Origin of the sequence: Caulobacter endophyticus, from assembly GCF_003116815.1 — a bacterium.
GTDB lineage: Bacteria > Pseudomonadota > Alphaproteobacteria > Caulobacterales > Caulobacteraceae > Caulobacter > Caulobacter endophyticus.
In genome coordinates this window covers 12,989-27,717 of sequence record NZ_QDKQ01000033.1, presented here as the reverse complement: position 1 = coordinate 27,717, position 14,729 = coordinate 12,989, and the positions used below count along the sequence as shown (strand labels likewise).

18 protein-coding genes are annotated in these 14,729 nt (G+C 71.3%); 9 read left to right on the top strand and 9 right to left on the bottom strand.

The annotated features are described in order from the left end of the window. Positions 1–3: 3 nt before the first annotated feature. Together DDF67_RS08160 and DDF67_RS08155 are read right to left on the bottom strand one after the other, a co-directional pair. A complete protein-coding gene (locus tag DDF67_RS08160) occupies positions 4–957 on the bottom strand; it encodes an SPFH domain-containing protein (protein WP_199229190.1) in 954 nt (317 codons plus the stop codon). A gap of 79 nt (positions 958–1,036) precedes the next feature. Further along, complete coding sequence (locus DDF67_RS08155; RefSeq protein WP_109100400.1) at positions 1,037–1,483, bottom strand: TIGR02301 family protein; 447 nt, start codon at positions 1,481–1,483, stop codon at positions 1,037–1,039. A gap of 210 nt (positions 1,484–1,693) precedes the next feature. Between DDF67_RS08155 and DDF67_RS08150 the strand changes: the two genes are divergently transcribed. The 5 genes from DDF67_RS08150 (at position 1,694) to DDF67_RS08130 (ending at position 5,673) form a co-directional block, all read left to right on the top strand. Further along, the gene (locus tag DDF67_RS08150) at positions 1,694–1,903 is read left to right on the top strand and encodes a hypothetical protein (RefSeq protein WP_101711549.1); all 210 of its coding nucleotides are present in this window, start codon (positions 1,694–1,696) and stop codon (positions 1,901–1,903) included. Between the two features lie 70 nt (positions 1,904–1,973). Beyond that, a complete protein-coding gene (locus DDF67_RS08145; protein ID WP_109100504.1) occupies positions 1,974–2,738 on the top strand; it encodes a Crp/Fnr family transcriptional regulator in 765 nt (254 codons plus the stop codon). Positions 2,739–2,816: 78 nt separating this feature from the next. Next, a complete protein-coding gene (locus DDF67_RS08140) occupies positions 2,817–3,953 on the top strand; it encodes a helix-turn-helix domain-containing protein (protein WP_109100399.1) in 1,137 nt (378 codons plus the stop codon). Positions 3,954–4,082: 129 nt separating this feature from the next. After that, the gene (locus DDF67_RS08135; RefSeq protein WP_109100398.1) at positions 4,083–4,868 is read left to right on the top strand and encodes a MipA/OmpV family protein; all 786 of its coding nucleotides are present in this window, start codon (positions 4,083–4,085) and stop codon (positions 4,866–4,868) included. Between the two features lies 1 nt (position 4,869). Continuing rightward, positions 4,870–5,673, top strand: coding sequence for a CPBP family intramembrane glutamic endopeptidase (locus DDF67_RS08130; RefSeq protein ID WP_233247576.1), 804 nt, complete (start codon positions 4,870–4,872; stop codon positions 5,671–5,673). A gap of 12 nt (positions 5,674–5,685) precedes the next feature. Here the strand turns inward: DDF67_RS08130 and DDF67_RS08125 are convergent, their stop codons facing one another. The 5 genes from DDF67_RS08125 to DDF67_RS08105 all read right to left on the bottom strand — a co-directional run bounded on the left by DDF67_RS08125 (position 5,686) and on the right by DDF67_RS08105 (position 9,425). After that, entirely contained in the window at positions 5,686–6,210 is a 525-nt protein-coding gene (locus DDF67_RS08125) for a hypothetical protein (protein ID WP_146197977.1), read from the bottom strand. Positions 6,211–6,227: 17 nt separating this feature from the next. After that, on the bottom strand, positions 6,228–6,758 hold the full coding sequence (locus DDF67_RS08120) for a hypothetical protein (RefSeq protein WP_109100396.1): 531 nt from the start codon (positions 6,756–6,758) through the stop codon (positions 6,228–6,230). A 25-nt stretch (positions 6,759–6,783) separates the two neighbouring features. Continuing rightward, complete coding sequence (locus DDF67_RS08115; protein WP_109100395.1) at positions 6,784–7,437, bottom strand: RcnB family protein; 654 nt, start codon at positions 7,435–7,437, stop codon at positions 6,784–6,786. Between the two features lie 155 nt (positions 7,438–7,592). Next, a complete protein-coding gene (locus DDF67_RS08110) occupies positions 7,593–8,405 on the bottom strand; it encodes a bestrophin-like domain (RefSeq protein WP_109100394.1) in 813 nt (270 codons plus the stop codon). Between the two features lie 3 nt (positions 8,406–8,408). Continuing rightward, on the bottom strand, positions 8,409–9,425 hold the full coding sequence (locus DDF67_RS08105; protein ID WP_109100393.1) for a 2-hydroxyacid dehydrogenase: 1,017 nt from the start codon (positions 9,423–9,425) through the stop codon (positions 8,409–8,411). Between the two features lie 108 nt (positions 9,426–9,533). Here DDF67_RS08105 and DDF67_RS08100 point away from each other — a divergent pair, with 108 nt between their 5' ends. Continuing rightward, positions 9,534–9,932 (top strand): DNA breaking-rejoining protein, encoded by a 399-nt coding sequence (locus DDF67_RS08100; protein WP_109100392.1) that lies wholly within the window; start codon positions 9,534–9,536, stop codon positions 9,930–9,932. Next, the gene (locus DDF67_RS08095) at positions 9,929–10,918 is read left to right on the top strand and encodes a L,D-transpeptidase family protein (protein WP_109100391.1); all 990 of its coding nucleotides are present in this window, start codon (positions 9,929–9,931) and stop codon (positions 10,916–10,918) included. Before DDF67_RS08100 ends, DDF67_RS08095 begins: the two co-directional genes overlap by 4 nt. Before the next feature lie 4 nt (positions 10,919–10,922). Here DDF67_RS08095 and DDF67_RS08090 read toward each other — a convergent pair whose 3' ends face one another. Next, positions 10,923–11,888, bottom strand: coding sequence for an NAD(P)H-dependent flavin oxidoreductase (locus DDF67_RS08090; RefSeq protein ID WP_109100390.1), 966 nt, complete (start codon positions 11,886–11,888; stop codon positions 10,923–10,925). Positions 11,889–12,079: 191 nt separating this feature from the next. Between DDF67_RS08090 and DDF67_RS08085 the strand changes: the two genes are divergently transcribed. After that, positions 12,080–13,135 carry a hypothetical protein gene (locus tag DDF67_RS08085; RefSeq protein WP_146197976.1) on the top strand — a complete coding sequence of 352 codons (1,056 nt, stop codon included), beginning with the start codon at positions 12,080–12,082 and terminating at the stop codon, positions 13,133–13,135. A gap of 237 nt (positions 13,136–13,372) precedes the next feature. Continuing rightward, positions 13,373–14,545 (top strand): OpgC domain-containing protein, encoded by a 1,173-nt coding sequence (gene opgC / locus DDF67_RS08080; protein ID WP_158278013.1) that lies wholly within the window; start codon positions 13,373–13,375, stop codon positions 14,543–14,545. 6 nt (positions 14,546–14,551) lie between these two features. Here the strand turns inward: opgC and DDF67_RS25715 are convergent, their stop codons facing one another. Then, positions 14,552–14,689 carry a hypothetical protein gene (locus DDF67_RS25715; RefSeq protein WP_199229184.1) on the bottom strand — a complete coding sequence of 46 codons (138 nt, stop codon included), beginning with the start codon at positions 14,687–14,689 and terminating at the stop codon, positions 14,552–14,554. Positions 14,690–14,729: the final 40 nt, after the last annotated feature.

Sequence of the window (14,729 nt, the reverse complement as noted above, 5' to 3'; positions counted from 1 at the left end):
GCGTCAGCCTCCCTTGCGCGGCGCGCTGCTCGGCACGGCGGAGCGCGGCGGGGTCGCGTCCGGCCCGCCCAGCGAGCGGATCAGTTCGCCGACTCCGGCCACCGTGCCGGTGATGCCGGCGAAGTCGGCCGGCACGATCACGGTCTTGGCGTTGGGCGAGCGGGCCAGATCCCCGAACGCCTCGACATATTTCTGGGCCACGAAGTAGTTGATGGCGTTGACGTCGCCGCGGGCGATGGCTTCGGACACGAAGGCGGTGGCTTTCGCTTCCGCTTCAGCTTCGCGCTCGCGGGCCTCGGCGTCGCGGTAGGCGGCCTCGCGGCGGCCCTCGGCCTGCAGGATGGCCGACTGCTTGGCGCCCTCGGCGCGGGCGATCTGGGCCTGCTTCTCGCCCTCGGCCTCGGTGATGACGGCGCGGCGCTCGCGCTCGGCCTTCATCTGCCGGGCCATGGCGTTGGTGATGTCGGCCGGCGGGGTCAGGTCCTTGATCTCGATGCGAGCCACCTTGACGCCCCAGGGGCCGGTGGCGTCGTCGATGGTGGCCAGCAGGCGCGAGTTGATGTGGTCGCGCTGGCTCAGGACCTCGTCCAGCTCCATCGAGCCGACCACGGTGCGCAGGTTGGTCTGGGCCAGCTGGGTGATGGCGTAGATCAGGTTGTCGACGCGATAGGCGGCGGCCGATGCGTCCATCACCTGGATGAAGACGATGGCGTCGACGGTCACCGACACGTTGTCCTTGGTGATGACCTCCTGCTTGGGGACGTCGAGCACCTGCTCCATCATGTTCACCCGCCGGCCGATGGTCTCGACGAAGGGCGTCAGGATGCTGATGCCGGGCTTGAGCGTGCGGGTGTAGCGGCCAAAGCGCTCGACGGTGAATTCGCGGCCCTGGGGCACGATCTTGATGACGTTGACGACCAGCAGGATCGCCAGAACGAGCAGGACCAGGGGAACCAGATAAGCGGCCAAGTCTACGCCTCCCGATAGAGCCGGCCCGGCGGTCCCGCCGCCAGTCGCCCGCGCCCATAGGGGGAATTTAGCGCGCCGCTCGCCCGTCCGCCACGGAATCCGGCGAAGCTTGCTCGGGATCGTTGGTCACCACCGTCTGCGACAGCTTGGAGGCCAGGGCGCGACCGCGCTGGGCGGCCTGGCGCTCGGCCCGGCGGCTCTCGGGGCTGCAGCCTTCCGGATGGCCGGCCTGGCTGGCCGCGAAGCCGCCGTTGAAGCGGTCGCGCAGCTTGTCGGTGAAGGCCGCATCGGACTGCTCGACGTCGATCAGGCGCATCATCCGGGCGCGCCAGAACTGGTCGGCGGCGCCTTCGCAGGCCTGGCGCAGGGCGTGGCTCTGGCCCAGCGCATAGGCCAGGTCGAGCAGCCGCTGGCGATCGGCAGGCTCGCGTTCCTGGGCGTGCGCCGTCAGGGCCGCGGGCGCGGTCAGCAAAAGGGCCGCCAGGGCGGGAACGAGGACGCGCTTGCGAAGCATGGCGCCATTATCGCCGCAAGGCCGCCGCCTGTCATCGCCGCGCCCGCGCCGGGCGAACTGCGCCGTTTCATCCACAGCTCCGCTTGCCCTTTTGGAGTCGAAACTTCGACTCTTCAGGGCCTTGCTATCAACAAGGATCGGGGTCAGGCTGTGGATAAGTCAGGGGCGGCGAGAAACGACCACTCCGACAGACAGAAGGGAGGACGTGTCATGGCCGAAGTGCATTACGGCGTCGTCCAGGTGGGCGACCGGTGGACCATCATCGGCGACCAGCTCCGGTTCGGGGCCTATCGCAATCGCCACGAGGCCGAACGCGCGGCCGCCCGGCTGGCCGAGCAGGCCACGGGTCTGGGCCTGCCGGTGCGCATGCATCTGCAGGACGAAACCGGCCAGCTGCATAGGCCCACCCTGCTGAGCTGACGGCTTCACGCAACGAAAGGCGGCCTCCGCGCGCTTTACCGGTGAGCAAGCGCCGCCGTTGGATGCCGTCATGGCCGACTCCGCAGAACCCAATTCCGATCGTGAGACCCGCGCCGAGCGGGTGTCGCAGGCCTATGCGGGCAATCGCCTGCTGCAGGCCATGCCCGAAGAGGCCCGCGCGGCCCTGAAATCGACCATGTCGATGACGGCCCTGGCGCGCGGCCACGTGCTGTTCGACGTCGGCGAGGACGTGCGCAACACTTACCTGCCGTGCCGGCCGACCATGGTCGCCCTGCTGGTGGTCACCGCCGAGGGCCGCGAGGTCGAGGCCGCCACCATCGGCTGGGAAGGCGCGCTGGGCGGCATCGTCAGCGGCGGGCTGAAGCCCGCCTACGGACGGGCGGTGGTGCAGGCCCCGGGGCCGGCCTTCATCGTGCCTACCGCGCGGCTGGACGAGATGCGCCAGCGTTTTCCGGCCATGGGCGACCTTTTCACCCGCTACGCCGACGCCCTGATCGCCCAGATGATGCAGTCGGTGGCCTGCAACGCCCTGCACACCATCGAGCAACGCTGCTGCCGCTGGCTGCTGTCGGCCCATGATCGTTCTGGCGAGGACGTCGTGCGCCTGACCCAGGAGGCCCTGGCCGACATGATGGGCGTGCAGCGCACCACCGTCACCGCCGCGGCCAAGGTGCTGCAGGCCGACGGCATCATCCAGACCCGCCGGGGCCGGGTGGAGATCCGCGACCGCCGCAAGCTCGAGCGCCGCGCCTGCGAATGCTACGGCCAGGTCGAGGCGCACTTCGAGCGCCTGCTGCCCGAGATCAAGGATTAGCCTCCGCTCTCCCGGCGATTGCGTCGACCGGCGTTACGCGACACTCTCCGCGCCGTTTTCATCCGGGCGCTGGGGAACATGGCCGACACCGTGGTGCTGATCCTGGCCTCGGCGGGGGCGGGGGTAGGGCTGTTCGCCGCCGCCCAGCTGGGCGCGCGCCGCGACTGGCGCACGGCCCCCTCCACGGCCCTGGCGGTATTCCTGCTGCTGAGCGCCCTGTCGGGCCTGGACCTCGTGCTCGACCGCGCCGGCGCCTATGCCGCCGCGCCCTGGGCCACGGGGATGCTGTGGGTCACGTCGCTAGGCCTGGGGCCGGCGATCCTGGCCTATGTGCTGGCCATGACCGGCGATCCCGAGCAGGGCTGGACCCCGGCCAGGATCGCCCGTATCGGCTGGCCGGCGGGCGCAGGCATGCTGCTGGTCATGCCGTTCTTCCTGCTGCCGGTCTCCACCCGGCTGGCGGTCTATACCGGCGTGGGCGCCGACGCCGATCCGCTGGCCGGGCCGCTGCAGCTGGTCTTCGTGGCCCTGTTTCTGGCCGTGACCCTGGGCTATCTCGCCGCCGCCTTCGCCGTGCTGGGCCGCCACGTGCGGCGGGTGCGCGACCTCTTCTCCAACCTTGAAGACCGCACGCTGAGCTGGTTGCGGGCCCTGCTGCTGGTGATGCTGGCCGCCTGGCTGTGGGGCGCGGTGAAGTCGGCCCTGGCCGCCGGCGCCGCCCACGAAGCCTGGCTGGACGCGGCCGCCGCCGCCGTCGAGCTGGCCTGGACCGCCGCCATCGGCCTTTTCGGCCTGTCGCAGAAGCCGATCTACACCCCCCAGACCGAGACGCCCCAGGTGCTGCCGGCGGCCGGCAAGTACGCCCGTTCGGCCATGCCAGAGGCGCGCCAGGTCGAGATCGCCGCCCGTCTGGAGCAGGCCATGCGCGGCCAGGCGCTGTATCGCGATCCGCTGCTGTCGCTGAGCGGCCTGGCCGCGCGCATAGGCGTCACCCCCAACCACCTGTCGCAGGTGCTCAACGAGCACCTGGGCCAGAGCTTCTTCGACTACGTCAACCGCTGGCGGGTCGAGGAGGCGGTGGCCCGCATCGGCGCCTCCGACGAGGCGATCCTGGCCATCGCCTACGAGGTCGGCTTCAACTCGCGCTCGACCTTCAACGCAGCGGTGAAGAAGCACGCCGGCCGGCCGCCCAGCGCCTTCCGGCCGGCCGCCTGACCTTCCAGACCACGTCCTGACCGGCAGGATCGGACGCCCAGGCGGTCCGGGCCTGCCCGTTCGGACGACGCATAAAGCCGTCCCGTCCAGGGTCGTGACCGTCCTCCCACGTTCCGAAAGAGAACCGTCATGATCGATCGCCTGTGCGGCGCCGCCCTGCTGGCCGGCTGCCTGCTGGTCGCCTTCACTCCGTCGGCCCGCGCCCAGGAGGCGCCCGAGCGCCTGTTCCTGCTCGGGGCCGGCGCCTATGCCGCCTCCAATCCCTATGAGAGCGCCAGGGACAAGACCGGGACCGGCGTGCTGCCGCTGTTCTTCTACCAGGACCGCCGCTTCACCGCCGACCTCAACGGCCTGGCGGTGAAGGCCTACGGCGACGACCGCTTCACCCTGGAGGGCCGGATCGCGCCGCGCTTCCAGCTGGTCGATCCGGAGGAGACCCGCGATTTCGCCTTCCTGGAGCGCGACGTCGGCGTCGATGTCGGCGGCCGGGCCAGCGCCGCCTTCGGGCCGGCCACCGTCAGCCTCGAATACCTGGCCGACGTTTCCGGCGAGACCAAGGGCCAGGAGCTCAATCTCGACCTGACCCTGTCGGCCGCCCCCACCGAACGGCTGACGCTGGAGGCCATGGCCGGCCTGTCGTGGAAGGACGAGAAGCTGGCCACCTGGCTCTATGGCCTGCGCGCCGACGAGGTCGGGGCGGGGCGAGCCTACGAGTTTGGCCGCACAAGCGGCGCGCCGTCGGGCGGGGTGGTCGTGCCGTCGCTGGGCGCCCAGGCCCGCTACCGGATCGGCGAGCGGACCTATGTGATCGCCGCCGCCGAGGTCGAGCTGTTCGACGACGACATAACCGACAGTCCCCTGGTGGCCAGGAAGAGCGCCGCCGCCGGCTTCGTCGGCCTGGTCCGCCGGTTCTAGCGTGACCCCGGTGCACGCGACCCTGATCTCGCCCGGCGTGCCGGCGCGGCTCGTCGCGATCGGACGGACGGCGGCGATCCTGCTGATCTGGCTGGCCGCCGTGGCGCCGATGGCGGTGCTGGCCTGGATCGTCACGCCCCGCCTGATCGCGCCGGGCGACCCGCTGCCGGGCCTGGTATTCTGGCGGATGGTGGTGCTGGGCATGGCCTGGCAGACGGTGCTGTCGCTGGTGGTGCTGCGGCTGGAGGGCGTGGCGCTGCGCTGGCCCGACCTGCGCCGGCGCCTGTGGCTGACCGCGCCGGTCTGGCGCTCGACCGGGCGGCCGTTCGTCGGGGCCTTTCTGCTGGTCCCGCTGTTCGTGGGGCTGGGCTTCCTCGGCGACGAGGCCGCCACCCTGCTGTTCCAGGCCACGCCCCTGGGCGAGCGGCTGGCGGCCCAGGCCCCGGCCTTCGCCATGATCGAGCACCTGGTCACGCCCGAGGCCCGGGAGCGGTGGGACATCCTGGGTCTCGCCCTCGTCTCCAGCCTCTTCAACTACGGCCTGGGCGAGGCGCTGCTGTTCCACGGCGTGCTGCTGCCGCGCATGGAGCGGGCCTGGGGGCGATGGGCGTGGCTGGGCAACGGCCTGCTGTTCACCGCCTATCACGTCCACAAGTTCTGGCTGATGCCGGGCCTCGCGATCAGCTGCCTCTGCTACGCCCTGCCGGCCCAGGCCTTCCGCTCCAACTGGCTGGCGGTGGTGATCCACGGCGTGGAGGGGCTGGTGCTGATCGCCGCCGTGCTGGTGGTGATCCTGCAGCCGTAGCGGTCACCGCCCCTACGGCCTGGCCGGGGTCTCGGGCGTCGGGGCGGTGGAGGGATCGGCGGGCGCGCCGGCGGCGAACAGGTGGGTCTCCGGAGCGCCGCCCTTCACCTTTGCGGCGTCCTCGCAGAACTGAGTCTTGTCCTCGATGTGCGAGCCGATCATCGCCCCGCTGGCCATGCCCAGGAACATGACCACCGCGTCGCGCTGGTGGGCCTTTTCGGCGTCGGTCTGCTCGGGCGGGCCGAGCGTCAGCACGGCGTCGACGGCGCGGCCCATCTTCAGGGGATCGACCGCGAGATCGGGACACAGCGACGAGGCGGCCATGAAGTAGCCCATGTTGAGGATGCGGCCCTGCTGCTCGCTGGTGAAGGTCGGCGACATCAGGTCGGCCAGCAGCGCGCCGGTCTCCTGGTGGGCGGCGTCCTTGCCGACCGGGGCCGGCGCGGTGGCGGCCTCCTTGGTCTCGGACTTGGGCGTGCAGCCGGCGGCGAGGGCGGCCGCGGCCAGGGTGATCGTCAGGGTGCGGAGGGTCTGCATGGTCATCCTCACGAGCCTCAGTACCGATAGCCGAATTCGCGCGACGTCCACGACGGCGAGTAGCCGCGGCCGCGTTCGTAGCAGGCTCGCTGCGAGGGATAGCAGTCGACGCCGCGGGCCGGCGAGTAGGGCGGGTCGCGGCGGCGGTCGTCGTCGTCGCGGTAGCGGTCGTCCTCGTGCTTCTTCTTCGACGAGGCGGCGGCCGCGGCCAGTATGCCGATGGCCAGGGCCCCGGCGACGATGGCGCCGGTATTGTCCTTCTTGCCGCCCTTGCCGGCGTTGCATTCCGAGGTCGGGCGGCGGTCGATGGCGTCGTAGCGCCCGTCGTCGACGAACAGGTTGATGCACTCGCGGTTGCCCGGATGCCACCAGTACTGCACGCCGCCGTCGGTGTGATCGAGCTGGTAGCCGCGCGAGCGCAGGCTGCTTTCGCCCTGGCCGGCGCGGGCGCCGACCAGATCGCGCGGCTGGGCGACGGCGGCCAGCGAGGTCGCCAGCACGCTGAAGCCCGCGAGGGCCGCCACGGCGGCCTTCGTCGTCTTTCTCATCGATGGCTCCGGGACAGGAGGGGGGTCAGTAGAAGGCGCCGTAGATCACGTCGACGACGCGGCCGGTGCGCCACTCGACCAGCAGCAGGTCGGGCCCGTAGCGCACCCAGCGATAGCCGTAGGGCGGGCCGCCCAGGCCCAGGCGCCAGTAGTCGTCATAGACATAGCCCGAGGTCAGGAACAGCGCCGGCAGGATGCCGCCGATGGTCCAGCGGCGATAGCGCTGGCCGGGCGGATAGCGCCAGCGGCCGCCCCGGACGGGACGGAAGCCGGGCGGACGACCGCCGCCTGGGCGGTGCGGACCGGTCGGCGGGTTGGGACCCGGGCGATTGGGCGGGCGCTGGCCCGAGGGCGGTCGCGTGGACGGCGGGCGCGAGGGCGAGCCGCCACCGCCGGGGCGACCCGGCTGGGATCCGCCGCCGCCGGGATGCCCGGGGCCATGCCCCTGGCCAGGACCGCCGGAGCCGTGTCCCGGGCCTTGCCCCGATCCCTGGCCGGGCGGACGTCCGCCGGGGCCTGAGCCGCCGGAGCCCTGGCCAGGGCGTTGCCCCTGGCCTTGTCCGGGCCCCTGGTTGCCGGACCCCTGGCCTCCGGGGCCGTGGCCGCCATGGCCCTGGGCCTGCGCCAATCCTGGGAAAGCGGCCAGCAGGCCGAAGGCGAGCAGTTTGCGGCGGTCCATTGGCGGCTCCTGGGAAAACGGGAGGAAGGACGTCATCGCGCCGGCCGCAGCCGGGTAGGAGCGCTAGCAAAGACTCAAACCGGTTCAGCTTCAACCCATGGTTCTGCGTGGACGCACGATTTTGCGCGAAATCGGCAAGGCGGGCGACGAGCCGTTCAATGGGGGCCGACGACGGGACGGGCGTCCGGCGCCGGGGCCTGTTCCAGCGAGCGCACCAGCCGCTGCATCGGACCCTGGTCGATGCGGATCGAGCCGCTGCGGGCCCGGTCCAGATCCAGGATCAGCGTCAGCGCAAGGGTCAGCAGCAGGAACAGCAGTCCCGAGACCAGCCGGTGCTGATGGTGCGCTGCCGGCAGGGTGTAGCCGAGCACGGCCGCCACCACGAGGGCGTAGGTGACCAGCACCATGATCACCGTGGTTGGCAGCGGAGCGTTGTGGGCCGCCTCTCGCTCGACGCCGATCGCCAGGGCGTCGTTTACGCCCTGCACCACCAGCGGCGCGAAGGCGCGGTCGCGGACATTGCGGGCCGCGTGCAGGGTCTCGGCCTGGATCTTCTTGCGCAGCGCCGCCGACTGATCGGCCAGGGGCGGCTTGTCGGCCGAGCCGGCCAGGCCGTAGCGCAGCCGCACCTCGGCATAGTCCCTCACCAGCGCCACCAGCCGTCCCGAAACCGGCTGGTCGAGCAGCCTCACCCGCATGTCGGCGGTGTTCAGGGCGGCGGCCTCGGCGACCAGCAGGTTGTAGCGGGTCTCGTAGCGGTCCAGCGCCAGGCCGAAGGTGAAGGCGATCAGCAGGGCCAGGAGGCCCAGCACCCCCGACAACACATAGCCGGGCTCGGCGATGACGTGCCGCTCGCCCGACAGGCGCCGCGCCAGCCAGGACGCTCCCTCCCGCGCGAGCACGAGCAGCGTGAACAGCGCCACGGCGATGACGATCAGCGATTCCTGATTGAGGAACCGGTCCATCATCGGTCAGTTCGCCGGTCGCACCAGCTGCGCCGTCACCCGGTTGGCCGGCGGCTGGCCCGCCTCGATCTCGCACAGGCTGGCCAGAGTGGTCTGCGCGATCGCCGACAGCGCCTCCTCGGTGAGGAAGGCCTGGTGTCCGGTGATCAGCACGTTGGGGAAGGTCAGCAGGCGCTGGAAGACGTCGTCCTGGATGATCTCGTTCGACAGGTCCTCGAAGAACAGGTCCGCCTCCTGCTCGTAGACGTCCAGCGCCACCCCGCCGATCTTGCGGCTCTTCAGGCCCTCGATCAGGGCGGCGGTGTCGATCAGCGCGCCGCGGCTGGTGTTGACGATGGTCAGGCCCTCGCGCGCGGCGGCGATGGCGGCCGCGTCGATCAGGTAGCGGGTCTGCGGGGTGAGCGGGCAGTGCAGGGTGACGATGTCGGCCTGGCGCAGCAGGGTCTCGCGGTCGACGTACTCGACGCCGATGGCCAGAAGATCGGGATCCTCGACCATGTCGCTGGCCAGCACCCGGCAGTTGAAGCCCAGGCGAAGCGTGCGGGCCACCAGGGCGCCGATGCGGCCCGTGCCGACCACGCCAACCGTGCGGCTCGACAGGTTGCGGCCCATCAGGCCGTCGAGGGCGAAGTTGTTCTCGCGCACCCGGCCCCAGGCGCGGGCGATGTTGCGGTCCAGCGCCAGCAGCAGGCCGACGGTGAACTCGGCCACCGCCTCGGGCGAATAGGCCGGCACCCGCACCACCGTGATCCCCAGCCGCTCGGCCTCGGCGAGGTCGACATTGTTGTAGCCGGCGCAGCGCAGGGCCACGGCCCGCGTACCGCCCGCCGCCAGTATCTTCAGCGTCGCGGCGTCCAGCCGGTCGTTGACGAACACGCAGACCGCCGGATAGCCGGCCGCCAGGGCGGCGGTGGTCGCGTCCAGCCGGGCCTCGAAATAGTCGATGGCGTGGCCGCCGTCGGCGTTGGCCCGGTCGAGGAAGCGGCGATCATAGGCCTTGGTCGAGAACGCGGCGACGCGCACGGGAAAGCTCCAACTGACGAGTTCGCCCGACTATCGATGGTTGGTGCGATTGCGCCTAGTCCATAGCTCAACCTATCCTCGCCGCATCATCCTTCCTGGAGACCGACAATGCTTGCTCGCACCCTGGCCGCGCTCTGCCTGCTGACCGCCGCCGCGCCGGCCCTGGCCCAGGACGGCGCCCGCACCGAGACGGTCCACTTCGCCAAGGGAACCTCGGCAAAGACCATCAAGGGGTCGATCAAGGGCTATGCGTCGGTGAACTACAAGGTCGGTGTCGCGGCCGGCCAGACGCTGAAGGTCGACTTCAAGCCGACCAACGCCTCGGCCTATTTCAACATCACCGCGCCCGGCGCCGACGCGGCGATGTTCGTCGGCTCGACCTCGGGAAACAGCGCCTCGGTGAAGATCCCCTCCAGCGGCGACTACACCGTGCAGGTCTATCTGATGCGCAACGCCGCACGCCGCAACGAGACCGCCGCCTACACCCTGACCATCGCCGCCAAATGAGCCTTTCGAGACGCGAACTAAGCCTCGTCCTGGCCGCGGGCCTGCTGGCGCCGGGCGCGGCCCTGGCCCAGGGCGCCAAGGCCAGTTCGGCGGTCGAGCTGGCCCGCACGGGCGAGACGCTCAAGCCGGGGCAGTGGGTGTGGGCCCCGCAGATCGCGCCCAAGGGCCCGGTCGTGGTGCATGTCGACCTGTCGCGGCAACTGGCCACCGTCTACCGCAACGGCGTGCGCATCGCCGTCTCCACCGTGTCCAGCGGCAAGGAGGGTCATGAGACCCCCACCGGGGTGTTCACGATCCTGCAGAAGGACGCCGACCACCGTTCCAGCCTCTACAACGGCGCCCCCATGCCCTATCAGCAGCGGCTGACCTGGGACGGGGTGGCGCTGCATGCGGGCGGCCTGCCGGGCTATCCGGAAAGCCACGGCTGCGTGCACCTGCCGATGGGGTTCGCCAAGCTATTGTTCGGCATCACGCCGATGGGCGGCACGGTGATCGTGGTCGGCAAGGCCGGCGACCCGCCCGCGACCATGCCGCAGGCGGCCGGCGTGCTGGGCGCGACGTCGGATGTCGAGGCCGCCCCCAGCGACGGCGAGGACTGGCGCTGGACGCCGCAGGCCTCGCAGGCCGGGCCGGTGACCATCATCGCCTCGCGCAGCGACAGCCGGGCCGTGGTGCTGCGCAACGGCGTCGAGATCGGCCGCGCCGACATCGTCTTTCCCGACGAGGATTTCCAGACCCACGTCCTGGTCTGCACCGGCGTCGACAAGGGCGTGCCGCGCTGGGCCTATGTCGGTGCGCCCGGCCACGAGGACGAGGCCGACCAGCCGCTGGATCCCGAACTGATGGCCAAGACCGGCATGCCCGACGGCTTTCGCGCGGCGGTGCGCACGGTGATCGTCGTCGGCGCCACCATACTGGCCACCCAGTCGCCGGTGCTGCATGACACGACCGGCAGGCGTCTGACGGTGCTGTCGTCGGGACGATGAGGCCTCACGCCACCAGCGCTGCGCTGCGCCGGATGGCGGCTTCGGCCTCGGCGACCAGGTCGGCGACGATCTGCCCGGCCGGCAGCACCTGGCGGATCCCGCCGGCGCTCTGGCCCATGGCCAGGCATGAACGGTCGGGATCCAGGCCCTCGGTCTGGCCGCCGATGCCGCCCAGCACGCCTGCCTGCACGCTGGCCATGGCCTGCAGCGGGAAGGGCTGGATATCGCCCGGCCGGGTCTCCCAGTCGTCGACGTAGGGGTTGGCGCGCACCCGCATGGGCTTGCCCGAGTAGCAGCGGGTGCGGACGGTGTCCTCGTCGCGGGCGGCCAGCACGGCGTCGCGATAGACCTCGCCGGCGTGGGCCTCGTGGCTGGCGATGAAGCGGGTGCCCATCCACACGCCCTGCGCGCCCAGGGCCAGGGCGGCCGCCAGGCCGCGCCCGTCATAGAGGCCGCCGGCGGCGATCACCGGGATCTCGACGGCCTCGACCGCCTGGGCGATCAGCGGCAGGGCGCCGACCAGGCCCGTGTGGCCGCCGCCCTCGCCGCCCTGGCAGATCACCGCGTCGCAGCCGGCGTCCTGCGCCTTCTGGGCATGGCGCACCGTGCCGCAGACCACCATCACCTTCAGCCCCGCCGCATGCAGACGTGCGATGATCGGCGAGGGCACGCCCAGGCCGGCGACGAAGGCGCTGGCGCCCTCCTCGATGATCACCTCGACGCTGGCGGTCAGGGCGTCGGGCGTGGCGGCCAGCAGGTCGACGCCGAACGGCCTGTCGGTCAACTCGCGCACCTGCCGCATCTGCCGGCGGATGAAATCGGGCGAGGTTCCGGCCATGCCCAGGACGCCATAGCCGCCCGCCGCCGATACGGCCGCGGCCAGCGGGGCGTAGGACACCCCGCCCATGCCGGCCAGCAGGATCGGGTGCTCGACGTGCAGCAGGTCGCAAAGCGGCGTGCGCAGGGCCATGGCGGGTCTCCCTCTTTCGTTCGAAGCGGCTCTCGGACGGAGCCTTCGCGGCGAGCATGCGCCTCGCATGGCGGGCGGCAATCCTTCCGCGAGGGCAGGTCGACAGTGCAAGTGTGATTGTTCACTTACTTTTCTGTGGCGCGCGAGGCCGCGCCATGATCTCCTCCCTGGGTTGGATCTGGGAGGCCGGCATGACCAGGCGGATCGGACTTGCGGCCCTGGCCGCGCTGCTGCTGGCGTCGGGCGGAGCGCGGGCCGGCGAAGCCGCCATCGGCGAACTGATCGGCCTTTCGCCAGTCGAGGTTCGCGCCCGCCTGACCGGCGCGCCGGCCGACGCGCCGCTGGCGCGCGGCTTCGAGGTCGCTCGCGACGGCGGGGCGGACGCCTATTTCACCCTCGACGTGCTGGTCGCCGATCCCCGCGCGCTGCATCGGCGGATGCTCCAGCGCACCCATGGCGACGAGCCCTACGACCCCGACGTTCCGTCCTGCCGGTCGCGGCTGGCCTCCGAGCCCAGGCCGCCGGCGGCGGGCGATCCGGTGCTGGCGTTCCGGGACGGGCGGCTGGCGGCGGTCCTGCGTCCCGCGCGGGCGCCGCCTAGGTCGCCGGCCCCGTCGATCGACGACCGCAAGGCCTATGAGCGTTGGATCCGCCAGGCCTCGATCGGGCCGTTCCAGACCGGCCTCGGCCAACTGCCGCTGGAAGACGGCGCCGGCTTTCTCGGACGCTGGGAGGCCGGCCGCCTGACGGCCTCCGAGCGGCTGTCGGTCGACTGCGCGCCCCTGCCCAGGCGGCCGCCGATCACGGCGCCGACAAAACGCCGGCCCCTGAACAACAGCGACATGCAGGGCCTGGCCCTGCTGCCCTTCGCGGTGCAGTTGCCGGGCATGAACCGCGACCGGGCGCGGGCGCGCGATTCGGGCGCGGCGACCCTGGCGAGCCTTGGTCTTGGCCAGCGCCTGCCGCAGGATCCGAAGGCCTTCGCGGCCAGCCGCGAGGGGCTGCGCTGGCACGCCTCGGCGCGGCCGGGCTATGGCGTGCTGACGGTCGACCTGGGCGGCGGCAGGACGCGTAATCTCTCGGACGCGCGCGATGCGGTCCTGGTCGGGGTGCGGGACGGGGCGGTGACCTGGATCTCGCCGCCGGACGGCGCGGGGCCTCGCGCGGGCCTGCTGTGCATCGATGCGCAGGGCCTGGCCGGCGCGCCGCGCCCGGGCTGCCATGACTGGGGAAACTATCGGCCGTGACCAAGGTTCGCAGGCATTGACGCCGTTCGGCGGCGCGAGTTTCCGGGATTGCTCTGTCTAGAGTTGCCTGCGCCAATTTCCTTTAGCGTCCCTGGATTGCAACAATATTGAAATCTCGCGACGCGGATCGTTATGTTCTGAATTTGCTCGTCTTTTGTCGGCGTTTATCTTTGATATTCACTGTCGATTAGCGACGATCCGCGCAAGCTGCACCGGAAGCTGAGCAGGAGTTGGGGCGTGACGGGCGGGCGTATACATCTGATCGATGCGGTCCGCGGCTATTGCCTGGTCAACATCTTCGTCAACCACATCGGCGCCGGGGTCCTGACCCATCTGTCGCCATCGAACGTCGGTTTCTCCGACAGCGCCGAGCTGTTCGTGTTCCTGGCCGGCATGTCGGCCTATCTGTCGTCGAGCGGCCTTGCCCCGGCGCAGCGGTTCGACAAGTTCTGGCGGCGGGCCGGCACGCTTTATCTGTGCAACCTCGTGCTCATCGCCTTCAGCCTGGCAGGCCTTCTGCTGCTGCGCCGGTTCGTCGATCCGGCGCTGATGCAGCAGAGAGCGGTGCTGGACGCCCTGGCGGGCAACGGCCTGGCGATCGATCTGGCGCATCTGGCCGGGCTGAGGCAGTCGGTCGGCTTTTCGATGGTGCTGCGGCTGTATGTGGCCCTGATGCTGGCCGCGCCCCTGCTGGTCTGGGCGGCGTCGCGGCGCTGGTGGCTGGCGGTCGCCGTCGCCCTGCCGGTCTGGGCGCTGGCGGGCCATTTCAAGCTGGTGCTGCACGACAGCCTGACCGGCGCGCCCCTGGCCCTGACCATCCTGCCCTGGACGCTGATCTTCGCCTGCGGGGTGGCCGCCGCCGCCGCCCTGAAGCAGGGCGTCCGGGTTCCGCGGTCGCCGTGGCTGGTCGCCGGGGCCGCGGGGGTGGTGCTGAGCTATCTGCTGCTGATCGCGGCGGCGCCCCATGCGCCGACCGTCGTGGCCTGGGCCGCCGGTCGCAACGAGCATTTCTGGCTGGGCGCCAGCAAGAGCTTCCAGTCGCCGCTGCGGGTGCTGCACGCCCTCAGCCTCGTTTATCTGGCCATCGTCCTGGCCAGGGCGCCAGTGGTCCGGCTGCTGCACGCGGCGGGCGGCGACAGCCTGCTGGCGCGGCTGGGCAGGCGGTCGCTGCCGGTGTTCGTGGCCAGCTCGATCTACGCCACCCTGGCCAACGAGCTGGTCAACCTGGCCAATCTGAAGTGGGGCGCGGCCTCGGCGGGCGCGCTGGCGACCGAGGCGGCCCTGGTCGGCGCAGGTCTGGCGGCGATGGCCTGGATGGCGGGGCCGGGTCCGGCGCGCTGGGCGCGGGCGCTGGCCGAACTGCGCGCAGCCCGCGCCCCGGTCGAGTCCCGCGAGCCGCTGAGCGCCTGACGCGCTCTAGCGGTCTTCGTCGAGAATGCGCTCGGGGTCCAGTTCCGGGGTCCAGAAGCAGGCGGCCATGGCCGACAGCATCAGCGCGATCATCGCCAGAAGTCCGCGCGGCGGGGCCAGGCCCACGATGTCTTGCGGGGTCATCTCTCTTACGTTTCCTCGTGAACCGGCGCCGCGCTCTGAC

Excerpts from the sequence above, each read along its gene's own strand:
- DDF67_RS08155 (WP_109100400.1), bottom strand. The coding sequence starts at position 1,483 with ATGCTTCGCAAGCGCGTCCTCGTTCCCGCCCTGGCGGCCCTTTTGCTG.
- DDF67_RS08150 (WP_101711549.1), top strand. The coding sequence starts at position 1,694 with ATGGCCGAAGTGCATTACGGCGTCGTCCAGGTGGGCGACCGGTGGACC.
- DDF67_RS08145 (WP_109100504.1), top strand. The coding sequence starts at position 1,974 with ATGGCCGACTCCGCAGAACCCAATTCCGATCGTGAGACCCGCGCCGAG.
- DDF67_RS08140 (WP_109100399.1), top strand. The coding sequence starts at position 2,817 with ATGGCCGACACCGTGGTGCTGATCCTGGCCTCGGCGGGGGCGGGGGTA.
- DDF67_RS08135 (WP_109100398.1), top strand. The coding sequence starts at position 4,083 with ATGATCGATCGCCTGTGCGGCGCCGCCCTGCTGGCCGGCTGCCTGCTG.
- DDF67_RS08125 (WP_146197977.1), bottom strand. The coding sequence starts at position 6,210 with ATGCAGACCCTCCGCACCCTGACGATCACCCTGGCCGCGGCCGCCCTC.
- DDF67_RS08120 (WP_109100396.1), bottom strand. The coding sequence starts at position 6,758 with ATGAGAAAGACGACGAAGGCCGCCGTGGCGGCCCTCGCGGGCTTCAGC.
- DDF67_RS08115 (WP_109100395.1), bottom strand. The coding sequence starts at position 7,437 with ATGGACCGCCGCAAACTGCTCGCCTTCGGCCTGCTGGCCGCTTTCCCA.
- DDF67_RS08110 (WP_109100394.1), bottom strand. The coding sequence starts at position 8,405 with ATGATGGACCGGTTCCTCAATCAGGAATCGCTGATCGTCATCGCCGTG.
- DDF67_RS08100 (WP_109100392.1), top strand. The coding sequence starts at position 9,534 with ATGCTTGCTCGCACCCTGGCCGCGCTCTGCCTGCTGACCGCCGCCGCG.
- DDF67_RS08095 (WP_109100391.1), top strand. The coding sequence starts at position 9,929 with ATGAGCCTTTCGAGACGCGAACTAAGCCTCGTCCTGGCCGCGGGCCTG.
- DDF67_RS08090 (WP_109100390.1), bottom strand. The coding sequence starts at position 11,888 with ATGGCCCTGCGCACGCCGCTTTGCGACCTGCTGCACGTCGAGCACCCG.
- DDF67_RS08085 (WP_146197976.1), top strand. The coding sequence starts at position 12,080 with ATGACCAGGCGGATCGGACTTGCGGCCCTGGCCGCGCTGCTGCTGGCG.
- DDF67_RS25715 (WP_199229184.1), bottom strand. The coding sequence starts at position 14,689 with ATGACCCCGCAAGACATCGTGGGCCTGGCCCCGCCGCGCGGACTTCTG.